Genomic DNA, 19,386 nt, shown 5'->3' on the forward strand with positions numbered 1-19,386 from the left:
AGGTCCGATGGGAAGCCGGGAACTCGATATCGATATCGATATCGATATCGACGGTGATTCCGATAGCGATGGGTCATTGACGGGCATCCAAACTACCCGGCCACCGCGGCAGGATCGGGATCGCTATCGGGATCGGGATCGAGGTCCGATGGGAACCCGAGAATTCGATAGCGATAGCGATAGCGATAGCGATAGCGATGGATCGCGCGGGGCGCTTGGTGTCATCGCGATCGGGATCGCTATCGGGATCGGGATCGAAGTCCGATGGGAAGCCGAGCACTCGAAAGCGATAGCGATACCGATAGCGATGGGTTGTCGACGAGCTTCACATCTTGCCAGCCACCGCGGCACAGAGTCGAAGCGCCCCGCACGGATCGCGCGGGGCGCTTGACAAACATTCGATATCGATATCGATATCGACTCTGGGGGACCTACATGCCCATGCCCAGCACGAGGCTGTAGGTGAAGCCGCCCGTGGCCACGTCGGTGCCGCCGAAGTCGGCCGTGGCGCTGCTGAAGCGCAGGTCCAGACCCACCTTGAACATCTCACCGAGGGGATACATGGCGCCGCCGTTCAGGGCGAAGCCGATGCCGCTCTCGGTCTCGTCCCAATCGCCGCCGGGTCCATCGTATTTCGATGTGGCGGAGATGAAGGCCAGGCCGCCCTGGGCGTAGAGCTGGATTTTCTCGCCCATGGGGAAGTACTTGCGCAAGCCCAGGCCGATCTCCATGGTGCCGCCCTCCAGGTCGCCGTCGGAGCCGTTGGTGGCGATGACGTCGGCCGCCAGGTTGAAGGGCAGGGTGCCCAGGCCCATGTCGAAGTGCAGGCCCACGGCCAATTGGGAGTCAATGTCGCCCCAATCGTCGGAATCCAGGCCCTTCTGGCCGATCTGGAAGGCGTAGTTCATGCCGGCCGCCTTGGCCAGTCCCGCCGTGAGGCAGAGGACGCTCAAGGCGATGATCGAACGCTTCATGGTGCCTCCTTGTCGTTGACACGTGATGGGACGCCACCCTCGTGGGGCCCCGTTGTTGTTGAATCCCGCAGCGACGCAGGCGCTCTACCAGGTGAAGCCCGCGGCCAGGCTGAGCATGGATCCGCCGGCGGCCACCTTGAAATCGTCCAGATCGTCGTCGTCCGGCTTGAGCACCACCTTGGCCGAACTCATCCGGTAGTCGAGTCCCAGGAAGAGCGGCCCCAAGGGCACCACCAGACCGGCGTCCAGCACCAGCCCCGCGCCCAACCCCTGCCACTTGGCCTCGTCCACCACTTCGAAGCCAGCCGAGACAAAGCCAAAGCCCACCCCCGCATAGGGGCGGACCGGAGAATCAGACTTGGTCAGGTAGTAGCGCAAAGCACCCGACAACTCCGCCGTGCTGCCTGAGACATCATAGCCGAACAACTCGTCCTCCTTGGCGCTGCCCAGCAGGTCGAGGGCAAAGGAGAGGGAGGGCGAGCCCAGGGGCACGTCCAGATGCAGGGCGAACATCGTCTGCTTCTCCAGCGGCTCCCAGTCCTCCTTCTTGAGCGACTTGCTCCCCAGCTGGAGGGCCAGGTAGCTGCGGGGCCTCGCGGTCGGGAGGGTGGTCCGCACCTGGGGCCGGACCTGGATCTGGTCCTGGCGGGGCGTCTCCGCCGAGGGCTGGGCAGCCGGCGACGATTCGATGGCCTGGACGGGGGCCGGTACAGCCTGCCGCACGGGCTGGGCCTGACCGTCCGGCCTGTCCAGCTGCAGCCGGCGCTGCTCCGATTCAATGGCCCGCGTCATCTGCTCATCGTCCAGCTTGACCGACACCTTGTAGTAGATGGTACGGCCGTCCACGCGGTGCTCCAGCACTTTTTTCTGCTTGACGACGGCGGCGGCCAGGGTGTTGACCAGATCCTCGCGCAGCTCGTAGTTCTCGATGGCGGTGGTGGAAGCGACGAAGAGGGCGCACTGCTCGATGGCCGCCCGCAGGGCCATGTTCTCGCAGCGCTGCTTGGCCTGCATGATGCTCTCGTTGTCGCCGTAAGTGTATTCGTACTCGCCGATGCTCTCACACATCTCGGCGGACAGCGGACGTCCCGCCGCCGCCAGGAGCAGAGCCAGAACCAGCCAGGTCGCCATTCTCATCGTGCTCTCCTCAGTTGCGCGGTCGCGGGGCGGACCGTGCGTGACGCTGCGGCAAGCGCCGACCGGACTGTGGACCGGTGGGCCTGACCGGACCCAAGTTCATGAAAGCCGGGCAACCATGCGACAGGGGTTAAAAGTCCAGTTGCAGGTAGACGACCCCGGGCAGGGGGTTCTGGTAGTAGGCGGGAATGAGCCGGAAGCCCAGTTCCCGGTAGAGGGCAAGGGCCGCCTCCAGCCGCTCCAGGGTGTCCAGGCGCATGGCCCGGTAGCCCAGGCGCCGCGCCTCCGCCAGCAAGTCCAGGCAGAGGCGGCGGCCCAGGCCGCAGCCGCGGGCGATGGGCCGCACGTAGAGCCGCTTCATCTCGCAGACCCCGTCCCCCAGGTCCTTGAGGGCGATGCAGCCCGCCACGGCGCCCTCCACTTCACCCAGCAGCAGCAGACCGCGGGGCGGCCCGTAGGCGCCGGGCAAGGTCTCCAGTTCCTGCTGGAAGCCCTGGAAGCAGAGATCCTCGCCCAGATGATGGGCGTACTCGATGAAGAGCCCGCGGACCGTCTCCAGATCCTCCGGAAAGCGGGCGGGAGCGATGATGCCCATGCAATCTCTCCCAACATGTGGCAGTCAATCGGTATCGCTATCGGGATCGCTATCGGGATCGACCCATGACCATGGTCGAGCTGTGTTTCGATATCGATATCGAATTCGATTTCGGTCCCAATCGCGATGGTCACTCCTCCAGCTTCCGGTAGAGGCTGGAGAGCGAGATCTCCAGCCGCTGGGCCGCCAGGGGTTTGTCCCCGCCCGCCAGCTCGATCTGGCGCAGGATGTGGCGGCGCTCGAACTGGTGGACCGCCTCCTTCAGGGCGTCGGGCAGGCCCTCGTCCTCGCTGCGCGTCACCAGCTGGCTGCTCAAGTGCTCGGGGAGCAGGGTGTCGCCGTCGCAGAAGATCATGGCCCGCTCCACGGCGTTCTCCAGCTCGCGCACGTTGCCGCGCCAGCGATGGCGCCGGAAGAGGCGGAGCACCTCGGGGGAGGCGGCGCGCACCGGCTTTTTCATGTCGCGGCTGTGCTTGCGGATGAAGTGCTCGACGAGGGGCGGGATGTCCTCCTCCCGCTCGGAGAGGGCGGGCAGGCGGATCTCCACCACGTTGAGGCGGTAGTAGAGGTCCTGCCGGAACTGGCCCCGCTCCACCATCTCCTCCAGGTTGCGGTTGGTGGCGGCGATGAGGCGCAGGTCGAGGGGCTGGGGGTCGATCGCCCCCACCGGCTGCACCTCGCGCTCCTCGATGGCGCGCAGCAGCTTCACCTGCAGGTGGAGGGGCACCTCGCTGATCTCGTCGAGAAAAAGAGTGCCGCCCTGGGCGGCGTTCATGAGGCCCTCCTTGTTGCGGATCGCCCCTGTGAAGGAGCCCTTGCGGTGTCCGAAGAGCTCGCTCTCGAGCAGGGTCTCGGGGACGGCGGCCAGGTTGATCGCCACGAAGCGGCCCTCGCGGCGGGGACTGCGGGCGTGGATGGCCCGCGCCACCAGCTCCTTGCCCGTTCCGCTGGGACCCAGGATGAGGACGGTGCCCTCGCTGGCCGCCACCGTGTCCAGGGTGCGCAGCACCTCCTGCATCACCTCGCTGCGCGCCACGATGTGGCGGTCCGGCTCCTTGAGGTGCAGCTGGCGCTTGAGCAGCTGGTTCTCGCGCTGGATCTCCCGCAGTTCGGCCAGGCGGCGCACGCGCAGCTCCAGCTCTTCGTATTCCAATGGCTTGAGCAGGTAGTCGGCCGCGCCCCGGCGCAGGGCCTCGATCGCATTCTCGACGCTGGCATAGGCGGTGAGGACGATGACGAGGGTGCCCGGGTGGTCGGTCTGGACGCGCTCGAGCAGCTCGAGGCCGTCCAGCCCCGGCATGCGCAGGTCGGTGATGACGAGGTCCGCCTCCTCCTCGTCCAGCAGGGCGAGGGCGCGGCGGCCGTCGGCGGCGGCCCGCACGCGGTGTCCCCGCTGCGCCAGGAAGGCGCGCAGATCCTCGCGCAGGATGGGCTCGTCGTCAACGACCAGGATGTTCAGGTGCATGGGAGATCCTTGTGCGAAGGGTGAAGACGCTGCCCTGGCCCTCCACGCTGTCCACCGTCAGTTCGCCGGGCAGGGTCTCGACGATGCCGCGGCAGATCCACAGCCCCAGGCCCGTGCCCCGTCCCGGCTCCTTGGTCGTGAAGAAGGGATCGAAAATGCGCTCCAGGTCGGCGGCGGGAATGCCGCGGCCGTTGTCCTCCACGCTGAACTCGGCGTGGTCCCCGACACGGCGGCTATGCACGCGCACCGCCCGCCAGGGCCGCCCCTCGGTGGCGTCGATGGCATTCTGGAACAGGTTGAGAAAGACCTGCTGCAGCAGGTGGGGCACCACCGCGGCGGGGGGCAGGCGGTCGTCCAGCTCCATGGTGAGGTCCACGCCCCGCGCCCGGGGCTCGAAGCGCATGAGGCGGGCGGCGTCGCGGACCAGTTCGTTCAGGTCGGTCAGGCGGCGGTTCTCGGTGGAGGGCCGGGAGTACTCCACCAGCTGGCGGATGATGGCCGTGATCCGCCCCACTTGCTCCTTGACCAGTTGCAGTCGCTCGCGGGCCGCCTCGTCGATGGTCTGGGCGAGGAGGGTCTGCACGATGCTGGAGATGGCGGCCAGCGGGTTGCCCACCTCGTGGGCGATCCCCGCCGCCATCTTGCCCAGCTGCGACAAGCGCTCGCTGTGCTCCAGCACGGCCCGCAGGCGGTCGGTCTCGTCGCCCTGGACCGGCCTCGTCTCCCTCATCGCTCCTCCTTGACCGGATGCTCCCGGCGGTGGACAAGGTAGCACCCCTCCCCCCATCACCCTCCTCATGTCCGGCCAGGGAGCCTGGAGCCCCGCCCGGGCACAGGTCCCGCGCTGGCGGCGCTGCCCAGGAGCCCACTCCCCGTGACAATTGCCTGACAAGCCCGGTGGGGCCAGCCCCTAGTTTGGGCCACCGCCGAGACAGGCATCCACAGAAAGGGATCCCATGATCCGAGTCTCCCTTCCCAGGCCGCTGCCGGTCCTGGTCCTGGCGCTGGCTCTCCTGCTGCCCGCCCTGGTCCCGGTCCTCCAGGCCGCCACCCTCTCCAGTGATTCCTTTGCCCGCATGGCCGTGCTGGAGCGCGGCCGCCACAAGCCGATGGACTCCTACGCCTGGGAGAGCGTCCGCAGCATCCACGGCAAGTCCCACTACAAGGGGGAGAACGGCCGCCGCTGGGAGGCCACCGACCTCATCCTCGACATCGCCGCACGGCCGGAGTACTGGCGCGGCCAGAAGCTGGTGCGCATCGACTACTTCGAGCTGAAGGAGAGGCTGGGCTTCCCCAAGGGGGAGAAGCACTTCACCTTCGACCAGGTGGTGTCCGCCCCCGCCCTGGGCGCCCTCTTCGACGAGGCACGCCGCCTCAACGCCGACGCCTCCGCCGCCACCAAGCTCTCCACGGAGACGCAGAGCCTCTACGGGCGCCTGGTCTTGCTTGACGAGCTGCTCTCCGGCGCCGGCTTCCGGCTCATCCCCCATCCCCAGGACGCCACGGCGCCCTGGGCCAGCCCGCTGGAGGCCGGCCTGGAGCCCGCCCAGGCGTGGCAGCAGCTGCTGGCGGGCTGGGCCGCCCAGGACGCCCACGCCTACAGCGAGGGCCTCAGCGCCCTGCAGACCATCGTGCGACGCACGGCGGGGCCGGACTACCCCACCGCCGCCACCCTCGACCGCGAGGTGGGCTACAACCGCATGCAACCCTTCCACAAGGCCTGGCTGCTTTACCTCGTCCTGGCCCTGACCAGCCTGCTGGCGGCCGCGCTGGCCCCCTTCAGCCTGTCGGAGATGATCAAGAAGGGGCTGGGCTGGGTGAACACCGGCCTTTTGCTGGCCGCCCTCGCTTTCCACACGGTCGGCCTCACCTACATCACCGTCATCACCGGACGGGCGCCCATCTCCAACCTCTTCGAGTCCATGGTCTTCATCATCTGGTCCACCATTTTGCTGGCGGCCATCTTCTATTTCATCTCGAAGCGCGAGAACTACCTGTTGGTGACGGCGGGCGTGCTGGGCACCATCGCCATGGGCTACGCCCTTGATTCCACCATCGACATCAGCATCAACCCCCTGGTTCCCGTGTTGCGCAGCTACTGGCTGAACATCCACGTCACGGTCATCACCTTCAGCTACGGCGCCTTCGCCGTGGCGGCCGGCCTGGGCCACGCCTACCTGTGGCGCTACCGCAAGCAGCCCCGCGACACGGCCGGCCTGGGCAAGATCGACAAGCTCTCCTACCGCGTGCTGGGCATCGGCGTGATCACCCTCACGGCCGGCATCATCCTGGGCGCCGTCTGGGCCAATGAGAGCTGGGGCCGCTACTGGGGCTGGGATCCCAAGGAGACCTGGAGCCTCATCACCCTCCTCTTCTACGTGGCGCTCATCCACGGCCGCATGAACGGCTGGATCACCAAGCGCAACACGGCCGTCCTCAACATCGCCGGCCTGGCGGTGGTGCTCATGACCTACTTCGGCGTGAACTACTACCTGAGCGGCCTCCACAGCTATGCGACGGGCAATCCCGAGCCCTTCCCCGTCAAGCTGATGGTCTACGTGGCGGCGGAGATCGCCTTCGTGCTCTGGTGCGTGACGGCCGGGCGCCGCCGCGAGACGCAGGCCACCCAGACCGCCTGAGGGCCGGCGGCGGGTTTTCTACCTTTGCCCATGGCCATGCCCCGACAAGACGGGACGGCGGGCCCCCCGACGGGACCCGCCGTTCTCATGCTGGATCTGGGCGGCGTGCTGGTCCAGCTGGACGAGGAGGCCTTCCAGGCCGCCTGGACCCAGTTGGGCGTGCCCCGCCGCAAGCTGGAGCGCTTCCTGGCGGGGCCGCGCAACCGCGACTGGAACCTGGGCAGGATCCCGCCGGAGGACTTTCCCCGGCTGTTGCGGAGGGATCTGGGGCTGCCGGGCTGGCCGGCGGATCGCCTGCGCCAGGCCTGGAACGCGCTCATCGGCGAGGCCGATCCCGCCGTGGCGGACCTGGCGCGACGGGCGGCAGCGGGTGGCCTGCGGGTGGGCCTGCTCTCCAACACGGATCCCTGGCACTGGGAGGCGGCGGCCCGCCAGCTGCCCTTCCGGGAGTTCGATCCACTGGGGCTCTCCTTCGAGCTGGCCGCCCTCAAGCCCGACCCGGCCATTTTCCGCAACGTGCTGGCCGCCGGGGATCCCGAGCTGCCGCGGCCCCGCCCGGAGGAGATCCTCTTCGTGGATGACCGCGCCGAGAACCTGGTGGCGGCGGCCCAGGCCGGCTTCCGCACCTGGCACCATGAGGGTGGCGCGGCGGGCCTGACCCGGCTGGAAACCCTGCTGGACTTGGACAGCGGCGGGCGTCTGGAGATCCGAGCCCGGCCGCGTCCCTGACATCCCATCTCGTGAGGTTGGCTTTGATGGATCGCTCCCTTCCCCTCCTTGTCGTGGTCGGTAGCTGGCTGGCCTGGGCGGCGGTGGCGCCGGCGCGCCCCCCCCTCCCCGCCCTGCCCGCCAATGCCAGCCTGGCGAGGCTGGACAACGGCCTCGACGTGCTGCTGCTGCACCTCCCCGACGCCCCGATGACGGGCCTCAACGTCCAGGTGAAGGCGGGCAGCGCCCGCGAGAGCTTCCGCACCAGCGGCATGACCCACATGCTGGAGCACCTGCTCTTCAATGGCACCGAGCAGTGGGACCAGGCCGCCCTCTACGAGCGGCAGGACCGGCTGGGCGCCTACAACAACGCCAACACGGGCCGGCACTACACCAACTTCATGCTTCTGCTCCCGACCGCCGACCTGGCCGGCGGGATGGAACTGCAGAGCCAGATGCTCTTCCACAGCATCCTGCCCCCGGAGAAATTCGGGAAGGAACGCGGCATCGTGCTTGAGGAGCTGGCCCAGGCGGGGGACGATCCGGCCCAGGCCCTCGAGACACTGTGGGAGGATTTCCTCTACGCGGGCAGCTCCTTCGCGCTGCCCGTGCTGGGCACTCCCGCCACCATCCGCCACATGGAGCGCGACCAGGTCCTCGACTATTATCGGACCTGGTACGTGCCCAACAACATGCTGCTCTCGGTGGTGGGGGGCTTCGATCCCTCCACCGTGCTGGCCGAGGTGGAGCGCTGGTACGGCGGAGCCGTCCCCGGCGACTCGCCCGCGTGGCGCGTGACGCCCATCCAGTGGCGGCCGGGGGAGATCCGCAGCCGCCGGGCCGCCGTGCCGGGCCGCCGCCTGCGCCTGGCCTGGCCGGCCCCCGACCAGACCGAGGCCGGCCACCTGGCCGCTGGCCTGCTCGCCTGGGCGGCGGGGGATCCGCGCGACGGCGTGCTGCCCGCCCTGCTCTTCGCCGAGGGCCTGCCGCCCATGAGCGGGCTGCGGCTCTGCCACCTGGACGAGGCGGGCGGCGGGCGCTTCGAGCTGGAGGCCGATCTGCCCCCCGGGCTGGAGGCCGGGGAAGCCGTCGAGGGGCTTGCCCGCGCCATGGCCCGCCTGCAGGATCACGCCTTCCCGGAGCGCCTCATCGCCCAGCGCGTCCTCGAGGAGCGCAGCAGCCTGGCCCAGTTGATGGAGAAGCCCCACTACTTCGGACTGATGGAGGCGGCCGCCTTCGCCCAGCAGGGCTTCGAGCCGGTCCTGACGCGGGGCGCCCGCCTGGCCGCCCTCGGCCCGGGGGACCTGCGCGCCTGCGCCGCCCGCTGGCTGGCCGCCACCCCGCCCATGGCCCTGCTCCTGGAGCCGGACAGCACGCCGGCGACGAGCCGTGCCCCCCGGGAGGCGGATCGTGTGCGCGAGCCGGGCGGAGCAGGTCGCCCCGCCCTCATCGTGGAGGGTGGTCGGCCCTCCGAGGTCTTCGCCCTGCAGATCCTGGTGCGCGGCCGCGCCGTGTGGGAGGGCGACAGCGCCGCCGGCGGCCTCACCCTCATCCACCAGCTGATGCAGGAGGGCGCGGCGGGCCAGGGCGCCGCCCAGTTGGCCGAGCGCCTGCGTCGCGTGGGCGGCAAGCTGACGGTGGCGGACAACCCGGCCATCCCCTACGACGACCACTACACCAGTTCCAGCCACAGTTTCCTGCGGCTGGAGGCGCTGGGCGAGCACTGGCAGGCCGCCTGCTCCCTGGCCGTGGACCTGCTGCTGCGGCCCGACCTGCCCGGGACGGCGCTGGCACGGCTGAAGGAGCGCCAGCTGGAACTGCTGGGAAGGAGGGACGGCAGCGCGCGGGCGCGCAGCCGCCAGCTGCTGGACAGCCTGACCCTGGGCGGCCTGCCCGCCGCCCTGCCGCCCGAGGGGCGGCCCGGGAGCATGGCGCGGCTGGAGTGGGATGACCTGCGCCACCTGCACGCCGTGGCCTTCCGCCCCGAGAACCTGATCGTGGCGGCCCTGGGGCCGGCGCCCGCCGCCGAGATGGCCGATTGCCTGCGCGGCCTGCTCGCCCCCTTCCCTGTCTCCCCCCCGACCGAGGATCTGGCCCGGCTGGCGCGGCGCAGCCCCTGGATGAGGGAGCACACGATGGACCGGCCCTTGTGGCCACCCCGTCTGCTCGCCCCGGTCACGTCGGAGGACCTGGAGTTGAGCGAGACACTGGGCGGCGAGATGGGCGCCCTCCGTCTGGGCAGCCGTCTGGCCATCGACCCGGCGGACGGTCCCGCCCTGCGACTCCTGCTGGCCGTGCTGAGCGACCGCATGGCCTTCGACCTGCGTGAAGAGCGGGGCCTGGCCTACTCCATCGGCTGTGGCGCCGCCATCAACGGCGAGCGCGCCACCCTGGAGGCCTACATGGGCACGCGGCCCGAGAACATGGCCGAAGCCCTGGCCGGGCTGCGCCGCCACCTGGCGGCCGATCATCCGCCGGTGGGCCAGGATGAGCTGGACAAGGTGCGCGGCGGCCTCCTGGGGCGGGAGTTGATGCGCTCCCTGGCCAGCATCAACCAGGCCTGGCGCCTGGCCATGGCCGAGCTGGGCGGCCGGCCCGAGGAGGCGATGGGCGAGGAGGAGTCGCTGCGCGCCGTCAGGCCCGAGGATCTGGCCCGCGTCTCGCGGTCCTATCTTGCCCCGGCCCGCTGGATCACCATCGTGGTGCAATAGGAGCAGCCATGTCCGCCACCAATCCTTTTCAGCCCTCCCGCGTTCTGCCGCTGCTGGCCCTGGGCCTCCTGACCGCCTCCTGTGGCGGCCGCTTCCTGTGCAAGATGCCGGTGACGGGCGGTCCCGAGCCCTTCATCCCCCGGCACCACGCCTCTTTCCTCCGGCTGGACCCGCCTCTCCACGACGTGCAGTTGCGGGACACGATCCGCTACGAGGGCACCTTCACCCGCTTCGAGCTGAACGCGGGCCTCGAACTGACCCGCCTGGAAGTGGGCGGCCGCCAGGTTCCGCTCAAGCGCCTGATGATGGTGCCGGCCGAGACGGGCGGCCCGGGGGCGCGCACCACCTACCTGGTCACCTGCCGTCTGCCGGCGGCCAGCGTGGCGGTGATCCATGCCCGCGGCCGACTCTGGCAGGACCCTGCCCAGGTGCGTTTCGGGCACGAGACGGTGGGGGGCGAGCTGATGGCGACGGTGGGCGGGGAGGGGGCTTGGTTCTCCCCCGAGGCGGCCATCCTGGCCGTGGTGGGACAGGGCGAGCTGGTGCCCCATCGCCTGCACGCCGACCTGCCCGCCGACTGGTCCCTGGTGACCGACGGCCGGCTCGTCCAGGATCGGACGGAGGCGGGGCGGCGCCTCATGAGCTGGGACGAGCCCCTCCCGGGGGGACCGCTCTCCATCGCCGCGGGACCCTACGACGTGCGCCAGGAGATGGTGGACGGGGTCGAGCTGTCCACTTGGTTCTTCCGTCGTGATCCGGCCCAGCCCTACATCGGCATGTCCGGACCGGTGGACGACGAGGAGGTGCGGGCCACGCTCCATCGCATGAGCGCCCACTACCTGCGCATGTACCGGGATTGGCTGGGACCCTATCCCTACGCCAAGTTCGCCGTGGTGGAGAGCTTCTTCCCCAGCGGCTACGGCATGCCCTCCTGGACCCTGCTGGGATCCCAGGTCATCCGCATGCCCTACATCCCCTACACCAGCCTGGGGCACGAGCTGCTCCACAACTACTGGGGCAACGGCGTCTACGTGGACGCCTCCCGCGGCAACTGGTGCGAGGGGCTCACCGTCTACGGCGCCGACTACCGCTACAAACTGCAGGAGAGCCCGGAGGCGGCGCGCGACTACCGCAAGGGCCTGCTCAAGGATTACCGCAACTACGTGGACGGCCGGCGCGACCTCCCCCTGCGGGATTTCCGCAACCGCCATGACGGCGCGACACGGGCCATCGGCTATGGCAAGTCGATGATGGTGTTCCACATGCTGGCGCAGCTGGTGGGGGAGGACGAGCTGGACAGGATCCAGCGCAGCTTCCATCTGGGCTTCACGGGGCGCGAGGCCACGTGGGACGACTTCATCGCCCTCTGCGAGCAGGAGGGACAGCTGGACTTGGCGCGCTTCAAGGCCCAATGGCTGGATCGGGCCGGCGCCCCCTCGCTGCGGCTGGAGGATCTGGACTGGGAGAACGGCCATCTGCGGGGCCGGGTGCGGCAGGTGCAGGGTGGCGCCGCCTACGAGCTGGACATCCCCCTGCTGGTGGAGTGCCACGACGGCACGGTGATGCGCGAACGGCTTCTGATGGAGGCCGACACCCTGGACATCGACCTGGCCTGCCCCGAGCCGCGGCGGGTGGCGCTCGACCCCGCTTTCGACCTCTTCCGCCTGCTGGACGGGAGGGAAGTGGAAGCGACGGTGGGGCTGGTCATGGGCGAGGAGGATCCGCTCTTCCTGGCGCCGCGCTCCTGGCTGCTGGATGCGATCCGCCGCGAGGCGCTGCAAACCTTCGCCTCCGCCCTGCGCGATCTGAGCGGACCGGAGTGGATGGCGCTGGAGGACTACGATCCGGCGATCCTGGCCAAACGCAGCGTGATCGGCGTGAACCTGGCGGCCGTGCCGGAGGGGCTGGAGGCCAGCGACCTGCGCCTGTCGGACGCGGAGTGGGGCCTGGCCGGGGAGAGAGGACAGCGGACGGAGAGCAGCCTGGTGCTGTCCCTCAAGAGCCTGCGCAACGACCGCAAGGGCGCCCTCCTCTTCTGGGTGCCCGGTCCCGAGGCGCTGCCTGCCCTGGCCCGCAAGGTGCCACACTACGGCAAGTACAGCTACCTGGCCTTTGATCGCGAGGGCATCAACCTGCTCAAGGGCAACATGGCGCCCCGGGGCAATCCGCTGGAGCGGCGCTTCGGCGGCTGGTAGCGAACCTCAGCAGCATCAAGCGACTGCACAGGACCTTTAGTCAGTGATAGGCGATGCATATCAGATATCAGCGGTAATTATTCTGTCAATCCTTTTCATGGCCTTCTTTTGTTTATCGATCGAGTTCATCAATTTGGAGTCCCCCCGCATCAGCTGAACATTCATCAGAATTGGAGAGCGCTCTATGACTAGAATCTCACTTGTCATACCCCTTCTGGCGTTGCTGTTGGCAGGTTGTGCGACTGTCCAGAAACCAGAGATCGTCCGGGTGCCGGGGACACGATCTATCAGTCCCAGCATGGAGCAAAGTGCGCAAGCTGCCAAGGCTGGACTGAAGAGAAAGGTCGCTGTCGGTCGATTCTCCAATGAGACCAATTATGGTCAGAGCGTGTTCGTGCAAAACGCCCCGGACAAAGTTGGCAAGCAGGCCTTGGACATCCTTTCCGCGAAACTGCTTGAAACAGAGCGCTTCATCCTGCTGGAGCGATCTGATCTGGAGATCATCCAGGATGAGTTGCGTCTTGGTGGACTTGAGCCTTTGAAGAACTCGGCTGACTACCTGATCGTTGGATCTGTAACCGCGTTTGGCCGCAAGGACGAAGGTGAAGTGGGGGTTTTCAGCCGAACGAAAAAGCAAACAGCCAATGCCAAGGTTCATGTCAGATTGGTTGATGTGCGAACGGGTCGGATTATCTACAGCGAGGAGGGGGAAGGGGAAGCATCCTCCGAGGCTGGAACCGTGTTGGGAGTCGGCGGCCGTGCCGGATATGACAGCAGCCTCAATGACAGGGCCCTGGAGGCCGCAATTGGGAACCTTGCCTCACGTATCATCGAGAATCTGCTTAACAGACCTTGGACCAGTTTCGTGCTTGGCAGGGAGGAGGACCTTTGGATCATTGCCGGTGGAAGCCGGCAGGGAATCCGGGTTGGGGAGCGTTTCAGCGTGGTGACGGAGGGTAAGAAAATCAACAATCCGCAGACCAACATGGTCGTGGAACTGCCAGGAAGGCAAGTGGCCACCTTGGAAGTTGTATCCTGTCATGGTGATTCGCCCGAGAATGAAGTGTCGCTCTGTCGATTGGTGGATGGAGAATTGGCGGGCTGGATGGACGACGCTGATCCAACCACATTGCGGGTCATGGAGTTGGGAGGTTTACAATGAAGGCCATGCCAGTTTGGCTTGTTGGCTGTTTGCTCGCCATTGCCTGTTCGTGCGGTCATCACTCCGAGATCCGCGTCAAAGCGAGCGAAAGCTATGTGAGATTCTTCGGAAATCTCGATGGAGTGGCTGTGAGCATCGATAGCGCAGACTTCGTCAGTATTGCTGAGTTCAAATCCAAACATGTATTGGCCACAAGTCCCGGCCGACATGTCATTGAAGTACGACGCAACGGTGAGACAATTGTTCTGCGCGAAGTTCTGCTGAGCAATGGCACGACTTTGGAGATTCAAATCCCATGAATCGCCAATACTTGATCTCAGCCTTGGTTGTCGCCTTGCTGTCTAGCAGCTGCGGACCAACCTCGATCTATAACTATGGTCGATATTCAACTACGCTTTACAAGTATCACAAGAACGACGATGCTGACAACTTGCAAGCCCACATGGACGAGCTGAACCGATTAATCTTGTTGGCACAACGATCCGGGAAACGCGTTCCACCAGGCATGCATGGCGAGTTGGGATACTTTTACACACTCCAGCAAGATCTGCCCTCGGCAGAACAGCACTTTCGCACTGAAATGCAGCTCTATCCCGAGTCTCAAATTTTCATGCAGCGCATGCTTGATTCCATCAAGGACAGCCAGGAGGGTAAAAATCTTGAGTAAAAAGCAATATTTGCGATTGGCCGGAGCGCTGGCGTTGATTCTCGTGATGGGAGTCGGTTGCACGGCCGGTCGCCAAACCACAAAGGGACGTGAGTTTCCATTGATGTATGATGCCCGACCAATGACTATTCTTGTAGCACCTCCCATCAATACTTCAACAGCAGTCGAAGCCAAGGACTACTACTCCACAACCATCACTGAGCCACTTGCCCAGAAGGGGTTTTACGTCATTCCTTATGAACTTAGCTCTGCTTTGTTACAGCAGGAAGGGGCCTACGACGCGGAGTTGTTCGTGGACGGACCCTTGGAGAGTTTTCGCGAGCACTTTGGCGCGGATGCCGTGCTGTTTACAACCATTGAACGCTGGGATCTGAGCTATCTGGTTGTGGCATCAAAGATGACGGTTGCCATTGACTGCCAGCTTCGTTCGACCCATACCGGTGTCGAGCTATGGAAATACAAGGGGACGATTGTCGTGGACTTGACGGAATCCGGGCAGAAGAGCTTGCTTGCCAATGTGATCTTGACAGCAATCAATACAATGGCCGCAGACTATGTTCCCGCGGCAAAGCGTGTCAATCTTCAGATCCTAGCCTCCATCCCTGTTGGCCCCTATCACCCCCAGCATGGAAAGGACATGGAGAATCGGCTGTTGGATCAATCTCCAGAGGTAAAGTAGTCTTGCCAGGGACCCAACCTGACTGCAGCAGCCGGTCTAATGATTAAGAACCGGCTGCTGCATATGTGCTGCTAAGCCAAACGTCCGCTCCACTCCAGCAGGCGGACCATGAGCGCCTTCTGGGCATGCATGCGATTCTCCGCTTCGTCGAAGACCACGCTGCGCGGACCGTCCATCACGTCGTCGGTGATCTCCTTGCCGCGCTCGGCGGGCAGGCAGTGCATCACCAGGCAGTCCGGCCGGGCCAGGTCGACCAGATCCTGGTTGATCTGATAGGCCTTGAGCAGCTGTGCCTTGGCCTCCGCCTGCTCCTTTTGCCCCATGCTGGCCCACACGTCCGTGTAGAGCACGTCGGCCCCCTTGGCGGCGGCACGGGGATCATCGGTGACCACGATGCGTGACAGGCCTTCCCGCTGCGCCGCCTGCAGGATGGCGGGGTCGGGCAGGCAATCCGGGCTGGTGGCGATGCGCAGCTCCATGGGCAGGCGCCGGGCCAGGTTCAGCCAGCTGTTGGTCATGTTGTTGCCGTCGCCCAGGTAGGTCACCACCAGATCCTCCACCCGGCCCTTGTGCTCATAAATGGTGAAGATGTCGGCCAGCACCTGGCAGGGATGGGTCAAGTCGGTCAGCATGTTGACCACGGGCACGGTGGCGTGGAGGGCCAGCTCCTCCACCGCGGCGTGGCTGAAGGTGCGGATGAGGATGGCGTCCACGTAGCGGCTCATCACCTTGGCCACGTCGTGGATGCTCTCGCGTTTGCCCAGCTCGATCTCCTTCTCCGTGATGTAGAGGGTGCTGCCGCCCAGTTGGGCCAGCCCCACTTCGAAACTGATCCGCGTGCGCAGGGAAGGCTTGTGGAAGATGCAGGCGAAGGACTTGTTGGCGAATGGCTTGCGGAAGTGTCCGAGCCGCACTTCGGCCTTCATCTCCGCCGCCAGGACCAGCATGCCCTTCAGTTCTTCCGCGCTGAAGTCGATCAGTTGCAGGCAATCGCGCTTCATCTATCCTCCCCTCTGTGCATGGGTGTACCGATCGATTCCGTCCCCCCCTTTGAGGCACGGGGTCGCCGTTGAGACCTTGGGATTGACGCGGGCGGGCGAGGCGAGGCGCGCTGGGGGCTTCTGTCAAAGCACATAGCGCGACAGGTCCACATCCTCCACCACGTCCTTGAGGCGCTCGCGCACCCTGGCCGCATCCACCCGCAGCTTGCGCCGCGACCGTCCGGGCAGTTCGAAGAGCTCCTTCTCCAGGAGCAGGTGCATCAGGCCATGGAGACGGCGGGCGCCGATGTTCTCGGCGCGCCGGTTGGCCTCCTGGGCCAGGGCCGCCACTTCGCGCACGGCGGAGGGATCCAGCTCCAGTTCAACGCCCTCGGCGGCGAAGAGCGCCCGGTATTGCCGAAGCAGGGAGTTCTCCGGCTCGGTGAGGATCCGCTCCAGGGCGCGCCGGTCGAGGGATTCCAACTCCACGCGCACCGGGAAGCGTCCCTGCAGTTCCGGGATGAGGTCGGCCGGGCGGGTCACATGGAAAGCGCCCGAGGCGATGAAGAGCATGTGGTCCGTGCGCAGGAGGCCGTACTTGGTGTGGACGGTGGTGCCCTCGATGACGGGCAGGATGTCCTTCTGCACACCCTGGCGGCTGACATCCGGGCCGCTGCCCTCCATGGGCGCGCAGATCTTGTCGATCTCGTCGATGAAGACGATGCCGTCCTGCTCGCAGCGGTGCAGGGCGCGACGCACCAGTTGGTCCATGTCCAGACGCGCGGCGGCCTCCTCCTCGCCCAGGACGGTGCGCGCCTGCCGCAGGGGCAGCTGCTTCTCGCGCAGGGGACGCTGCACCAGGCCGCCGATCAGGTCCTGCAGGTTGGTGGCGATTTCCTCCATCCCGCTCGAGGAGAAGACCTGCATCATGGGCAGGGTGCCGCCCTCCTCCACCTCCAGCGTGACCGGCTCCTCCTCCAGCTCCCCGGCATCCAGCGCGCGCTCCAGGTTCGACAAGCGCCGGTGGCGCTCCTGCTCGAGGGCCGCCTGGCCGTCCCCGGGAGAAGACGCCAGCGCCTCGCGCCGCAGTGTTTCGGGCAGCAACAGGTCCAGCAGCCGCTCATGGACCACGGGAGCCACCTCCGCCTGCAGGCGTTCCAGCTCACGCGCCCGCTCGCGCTGCACGGCGAGGTCGGCCAGGTCGCGGATCATGGATTCCACGTCGCGACCCACGTAGCCCACTTCCGTGAAACGGCTGGCCTCCACCTTGATGAAGGGAGCCTGGGCGAGGGAGGCGAGGCGTCGGGCGATCTCCGTCTTGCCCACGCCCGTTGGTCCGATGAGAATGATGTTGAAGGGCATGATCTCGTCGCGGAGCGGCAGGGGAGTCTGGCGGCGCCGCCAGCGGTTGCGCAGGGCGACGGCCACGGCCCGCTTGGCCTTGTCCTGACCGATGATATGGCGGTCCAATTCGGCCACGATCTGGCGGGGGCTGAGCGCGGCCCCGCCCCCTTCGCTCAGTGGCAGGGCCGCATCCTCGCGGGAATCAGCGACCCTTGCGACGGGTCGGCTCGGTGCGTTTGCCAAGGACTTCCACCTGGATCGAATGGTTGGTGTAGACGCAGATGTCGGCGGCGATGTGGAGGGCCTCCCGCGCCACGGAGGCGGCGTCCAGCTTGGCGTGGGCCAGGAGGGCCTTGGCGGCGGCCAGGGCGTAAGGCCCGCCCGATCCGATGGCGAGGAGGGGTTCATCGGGCTCGATGATGTCCCCCGTTCCCGAGACCATGTAGATGTGCTGGGCGTCCGCCACCAGCAGGATGGCGTCGAGCCGCTGCATGGCCTTGTCCAGGCGCCACTCCTTGGCCATCTCCACGACGGCCGTGGTCAGATCCCCGTCCCGCGCCTCCAGCACTTGGTCGAAGCGGTCGAAGAGAGCGAAGGCGTCGGCCGCCGCCCCGGCGAAGCCAGCCAGGACGTGGCCCGAGCGCAGGGAGCGGATTTTGACCGCGCCATTCTTGAGCACCATGTCGCCAAAGCTGACCTGGCCGTCCCCGGCCATGGCCGTGCAGCCGCGGTGCCGCAGACAGACGATGGTGGTGGCCCGGGCGGTGGGCCGTGTGCCGTGATGGTGGTCCACGGTCAGGCGCGCTCCTTCTTGCCGGCAATATAGCACGAGGAGGACCGTCCGCCGGGTCTTGGTGCCAGGCCGGTGCCAGGCGCTCCCCCATCCCGTACGACCAATGGTCGATCAAGGAAGAATGGCACGAACCCGGTAGTTGGCCTTCTCCAGCTGGTTGGCGTCGCTGTCAAGCAGAAAGGTGGATGTCTGTGGCGCGCCCAGAGCCTGGTAGCTCCATCCATCCAGGCTGCGCCACACTTGGTAGCCCGTTGCGCCCACCACCTCCGTCCAGCTGAGCATGGCGCCGCTGGCTGTCATCACGAGGGAGAGCAGGGGGGGAGCGAGGGGCTGCCAACCGAGGCAGAAATTCAGGTCATAGTCCACCAGCTCCCAACCCTCGCCGCGGTCCAGGCAGGAGATGCCGTCGCCGCCTGAGGCGCTGCCCCACAACAGCAGGCAATCCGGGTCGCCGCGCCCCGCCACGGCCAGCCACCCGGCCCGCAGGCCCAGGGCGGGGTCCAGCTCAATGGTGAGAAGGGCCAGGGGCGCCACGTCGCCGTAGGTTGGGCCGGGCTGCAGGACCGGGAGGTTCTGATACTCGTCCAGCAGAAGCGCTCCCGGCCAGCCCTCATTGTCGGCGAAAATCTGGACGTGGACCTGCTGCGGGAACTCCAGGCAGGGCTGCCAGAGGTCGGGGTCGTGCGCCATCTGCAGCAGGCCCAACTGGATGGAGTACACCGGCCCCTCCGCCTGGAAGCGCTCCGCACGCAGGTAGCCGCGCGCCTCGTCCGTGGTGCCAAAGACCCATTCACTGGTGGGGGGCAGGACGGACTGGCACTGTGCCACCGCTGCCAGTGGCAACATGATCAGAATTGCGAACGTTCGAAGGCGACTATTGAGAAACAACACCCCAGACGATAAGTGGGCCATGCCAAGGCCTTTGGATGTGGGTCCTGTTGGTTGAGTCGAATCGGTCGTGAAGCTAGCAACTCCCGCCCTTCCCGCCAACCCGGTCCCAATCTGAGTGATCCATCGCTACCCTGATGGTGGAGTTCGCTTCACAAGCCGTTGATCTCGACACAAGCGATCATGTTCGAAATTCAGCGTGGGTACTCCACGCCAGGGATGTTGACTCGCCATCGCCCTGCCTTTCCTGACAGCCCGGACAGAATCGGCATAGGGGTGCCGGGGAATCCCCGGCATCCCCTCCACCACCCGGCATGCGGGTCCGCACCGGGCGGTTCGAGGAGTTGAGGTCGCGCATGGTGGTCATTGGCCAGCCACCAGCATGCCTGAGCGTCCACCATTTCTACCCGCCGTCAGTGCTTCCACACTCTGCTCCCCTGTCAGGGCTT

18 protein-coding genes are annotated in these 19,386 nt (G+C 66.6%); 9 read left to right on the plus strand and 9 right to left on the minus strand.

Features of this window, described 5'->3' with window-relative positions:
* The coding region (locus Q8O14_04440) for a hypothetical protein (protein ID MDP2359987.1) at positions 1-391 on the plus strand (391 nt) is incomplete at its 5' end.
* 40 nt (positions 392-431) lie between these two features.
* Here Q8O14_04440 and Q8O14_04445 read toward each other — a convergent pair.
* The 5 genes from Q8O14_04445 to Q8O14_04465 form a co-directional block, all read right to left on the minus strand.
* Positions 432-974: an outer membrane beta-barrel protein gene (locus Q8O14_04445; GenBank protein ID MDP2359988.1), complete on the minus strand. Its 543-nt coding sequence runs from the start codon at positions 972-974 to the stop codon at positions 432-434.
* An 84-nt stretch (positions 975-1,058) separates the two neighbouring features.
* Positions 1,059-2,111 carry a hypothetical protein gene (locus Q8O14_04450; protein ID MDP2359989.1) on the minus strand — a complete coding sequence of 351 codons (1,053 nt, stop codon included), beginning with the start codon at positions 2,109-2,111 and terminating at the stop codon, positions 1,059-1,061.
* A gap of 130 nt (positions 2,112-2,241) precedes the next feature.
* The gene (locus Q8O14_04455; GenBank protein MDP2359990.1) at positions 2,242-2,706 is read right to left on the minus strand and encodes a GNAT family N-acetyltransferase; all 465 of its coding nucleotides are present in this window, start codon (positions 2,704-2,706) and stop codon (positions 2,242-2,244) included.
* Positions 2,707-2,836: 130 nt separating this feature from the next.
* Positions 2,837-4,171: a sigma-54 dependent transcriptional regulator gene (locus tag Q8O14_04460; protein ID MDP2359991.1), complete on the minus strand. Its 1,335-nt coding sequence runs from the start codon at positions 4,169-4,171 to the stop codon at positions 2,837-2,839.
* Positions 4,146-4,901, minus strand: coding sequence for an ATP-binding protein (locus Q8O14_04465; GenBank protein ID MDP2359992.1), 756 nt, complete (start codon positions 4,899-4,901; stop codon positions 4,146-4,148). Before Q8O14_04465 ends, Q8O14_04460 begins: the two co-directional genes overlap by 26 nt.
* A 226-nt stretch (positions 4,902-5,127) precedes the next feature.
* Between Q8O14_04465 and ccsB the strand changes: the two genes are divergently transcribed.
* The 8 genes from ccsB (at position 5,128) to Q8O14_04505 (ending at position 14,932) form a co-directional block, all read left to right on the plus strand.
* Positions 5,128-6,810, plus strand: coding sequence for a c-type cytochrome biogenesis protein CcsB (gene ccsB, locus Q8O14_04470; GenBank protein ID MDP2359993.1), 1,683 nt, complete (start codon positions 5,128-5,130; stop codon positions 6,808-6,810).
* Positions 6,811-6,897: 87 nt separating this feature from the next.
* Positions 6,898-7,539 (plus strand): HAD family phosphatase, encoded by a 642-nt coding sequence (locus Q8O14_04475; GenBank protein MDP2359994.1) that lies wholly within the window; start codon positions 6,898-6,900, stop codon positions 7,537-7,539.
* Between the two features lie 26 nt (positions 7,540-7,565).
* Positions 7,566-10,229, plus strand: a complete 2,664-nt coding sequence (locus tag Q8O14_04480; protein MDP2359995.1) for an insulinase family protein — start codon at positions 7,566-7,568, stop codon at positions 10,227-10,229.
* A gap of 8 nt (positions 10,230-10,237) precedes the next feature.
* Positions 10,238-12,424, plus strand: coding sequence for a hypothetical protein (locus tag Q8O14_04485; protein ID MDP2359996.1), 2,187 nt, complete (start codon positions 10,238-10,240; stop codon positions 12,422-12,424).
* A 184-nt stretch (positions 12,425-12,608) separates the two neighbouring features.
* Complete coding sequence (locus Q8O14_04490) at positions 12,609-13,586, plus strand: CsgG/HfaB family protein (protein MDP2359997.1); 978 nt, start codon at positions 12,609-12,611, stop codon at positions 13,584-13,586.
* Complete coding sequence (locus Q8O14_04495) at positions 13,583-13,885, plus strand: hypothetical protein (GenBank protein MDP2359998.1); 303 nt, start codon at positions 13,583-13,585, stop codon at positions 13,883-13,885. Before Q8O14_04490 ends, Q8O14_04495 begins: the two co-directional genes overlap by 4 nt.
* Positions 13,882-14,253: a DUF4810 domain-containing protein gene (locus Q8O14_04500; protein ID MDP2359999.1), complete on the plus strand. Its 372-nt coding sequence runs from the start codon at positions 13,882-13,884 to the stop codon at positions 14,251-14,253. Before Q8O14_04495 ends, Q8O14_04500 begins: the two co-directional genes overlap by 4 nt.
* Positions 14,246-14,932: a DUF799 family lipoprotein gene (locus Q8O14_04505; GenBank protein ID MDP2360000.1), complete on the plus strand. Its 687-nt coding sequence runs from the start codon at positions 14,246-14,248 to the stop codon at positions 14,930-14,932. The genes Q8O14_04500 and Q8O14_04505 overlap by 8 nt, the downstream gene beginning before the upstream one ends.
* 71 nt (positions 14,933-15,003) lie before the next feature.
* On the opposite strand, the gene argF is transcribed toward Q8O14_04505, so the two are convergent.
* The 4 genes from argF to Q8O14_04525 form a co-directional block, all read right to left on the minus strand.
* The gene (gene argF / locus Q8O14_04510; protein ID MDP2360001.1) at positions 15,004-15,933 is read right to left on the minus strand and encodes an ornithine carbamoyltransferase; all 930 of its coding nucleotides are present in this window, start codon (positions 15,931-15,933) and stop codon (positions 15,004-15,006) included.
* A gap of 123 nt (positions 15,934-16,056) precedes the next feature.
* Positions 16,057-17,433, minus strand: a complete 1,377-nt coding sequence (hslU, locus tag Q8O14_04515) for an ATP-dependent protease ATPase subunit HslU (protein MDP2360002.1) — start codon at positions 17,431-17,433, stop codon at positions 16,057-16,059.
* Between the two features lie 25 nt (positions 17,434-17,458).
* Positions 17,459-18,049, minus strand: a complete 591-nt coding sequence (gene hslV / locus Q8O14_04520) for an ATP-dependent protease subunit HslV (GenBank protein ID MDP2360003.1) — start codon at positions 18,047-18,049, stop codon at positions 17,459-17,461.
* 111 nt (positions 18,050-18,160) lie between these two features.
* Complete coding sequence (locus Q8O14_04525) at positions 18,161-18,895, minus strand: hypothetical protein (GenBank protein ID MDP2360004.1); 735 nt, start codon at positions 18,893-18,895, stop codon at positions 18,161-18,163.
* Between the last annotated feature and the right edge of the window lie 491 nt (positions 18,896-19,386).

The organism is bacterium (assembly GCA_030685015.1).
Lineage (GTDB): Bacteria > CAIWAD01 > CAIWAD01 > CAIWAD01 > CAIWAD01 > CAIWAD01.

Coding starts and splice junctions, on each gene's coding strand:
- Q8O14_04490 (MDP2359997.1), top strand. CDS start 12,609: ATGACTAGAATCTCACTTGTCATACCCCTTCTGGCGTTGCTGTTGGCA.
- Q8O14_04465 (MDP2359992.1), bottom strand. CDS start 4,901: ATGAGGGAGACGAGGCCGGTCCAGGGCGACGAGACCGACCGCCTGCGG.
- Q8O14_04455 (MDP2359990.1), bottom strand. CDS start 2,706: ATGGGCATCATCGCTCCCGCCCGCTTTCCGGAGGATCTGGAGACGGTC.
- Q8O14_04525 (MDP2360004.1), bottom strand. CDS start 18,895: ATGTTGCCACTGGCAGCGGTGGCACAGTGCCAGTCCGTCCTGCCCCCC.
- ccsB (MDP2359993.1), top strand. CDS start 5,128: ATGATCCGAGTCTCCCTTCCCAGGCCGCTGCCGGTCCTGGTCCTGGCG.
- Q8O14_04480 (MDP2359995.1), top strand. CDS start 7,566: ATGGATCGCTCCCTTCCCCTCCTTGTCGTGGTCGGTAGCTGGCTGGCC.
- Q8O14_04475 (MDP2359994.1), top strand. CDS start 6,898: ATGCTGGATCTGGGCGGCGTGCTGGTCCAGCTGGACGAGGAGGCCTTC.
- Q8O14_04495 (MDP2359998.1), top strand. CDS start 13,583: ATGAAGGCCATGCCAGTTTGGCTTGTTGGCTGTTTGCTCGCCATTGCC.
- Q8O14_04450 (MDP2359989.1), bottom strand. CDS start 2,111: ATGAGAATGGCGACCTGGCTGGTTCTGGCTCTGCTCCTGGCGGCGGCG.
- Q8O14_04460 (MDP2359991.1), bottom strand. CDS start 4,171: ATGCACCTGAACATCCTGGTCGTTGACGACGAGCCCATCCTGCGCGAG.
- Q8O14_04500 (MDP2359999.1), top strand. CDS start 13,882: ATGAATCGCCAATACTTGATCTCAGCCTTGGTTGTCGCCTTGCTGTCT.
- Q8O14_04485 (MDP2359996.1), top strand. CDS start 10,238: ATGTCCGCCACCAATCCTTTTCAGCCCTCCCGCGTTCTGCCGCTGCTG.
- Q8O14_04445 (MDP2359988.1), bottom strand. CDS start 974: ATGAAGCGTTCGATCATCGCCTTGAGCGTCCTCTGCCTCACGGCGGGA.
- argF (MDP2360001.1), bottom strand. CDS start 15,933: ATGAAGCGCGATTGCCTGCAACTGATCGACTTCAGCGCGGAAGAACTG.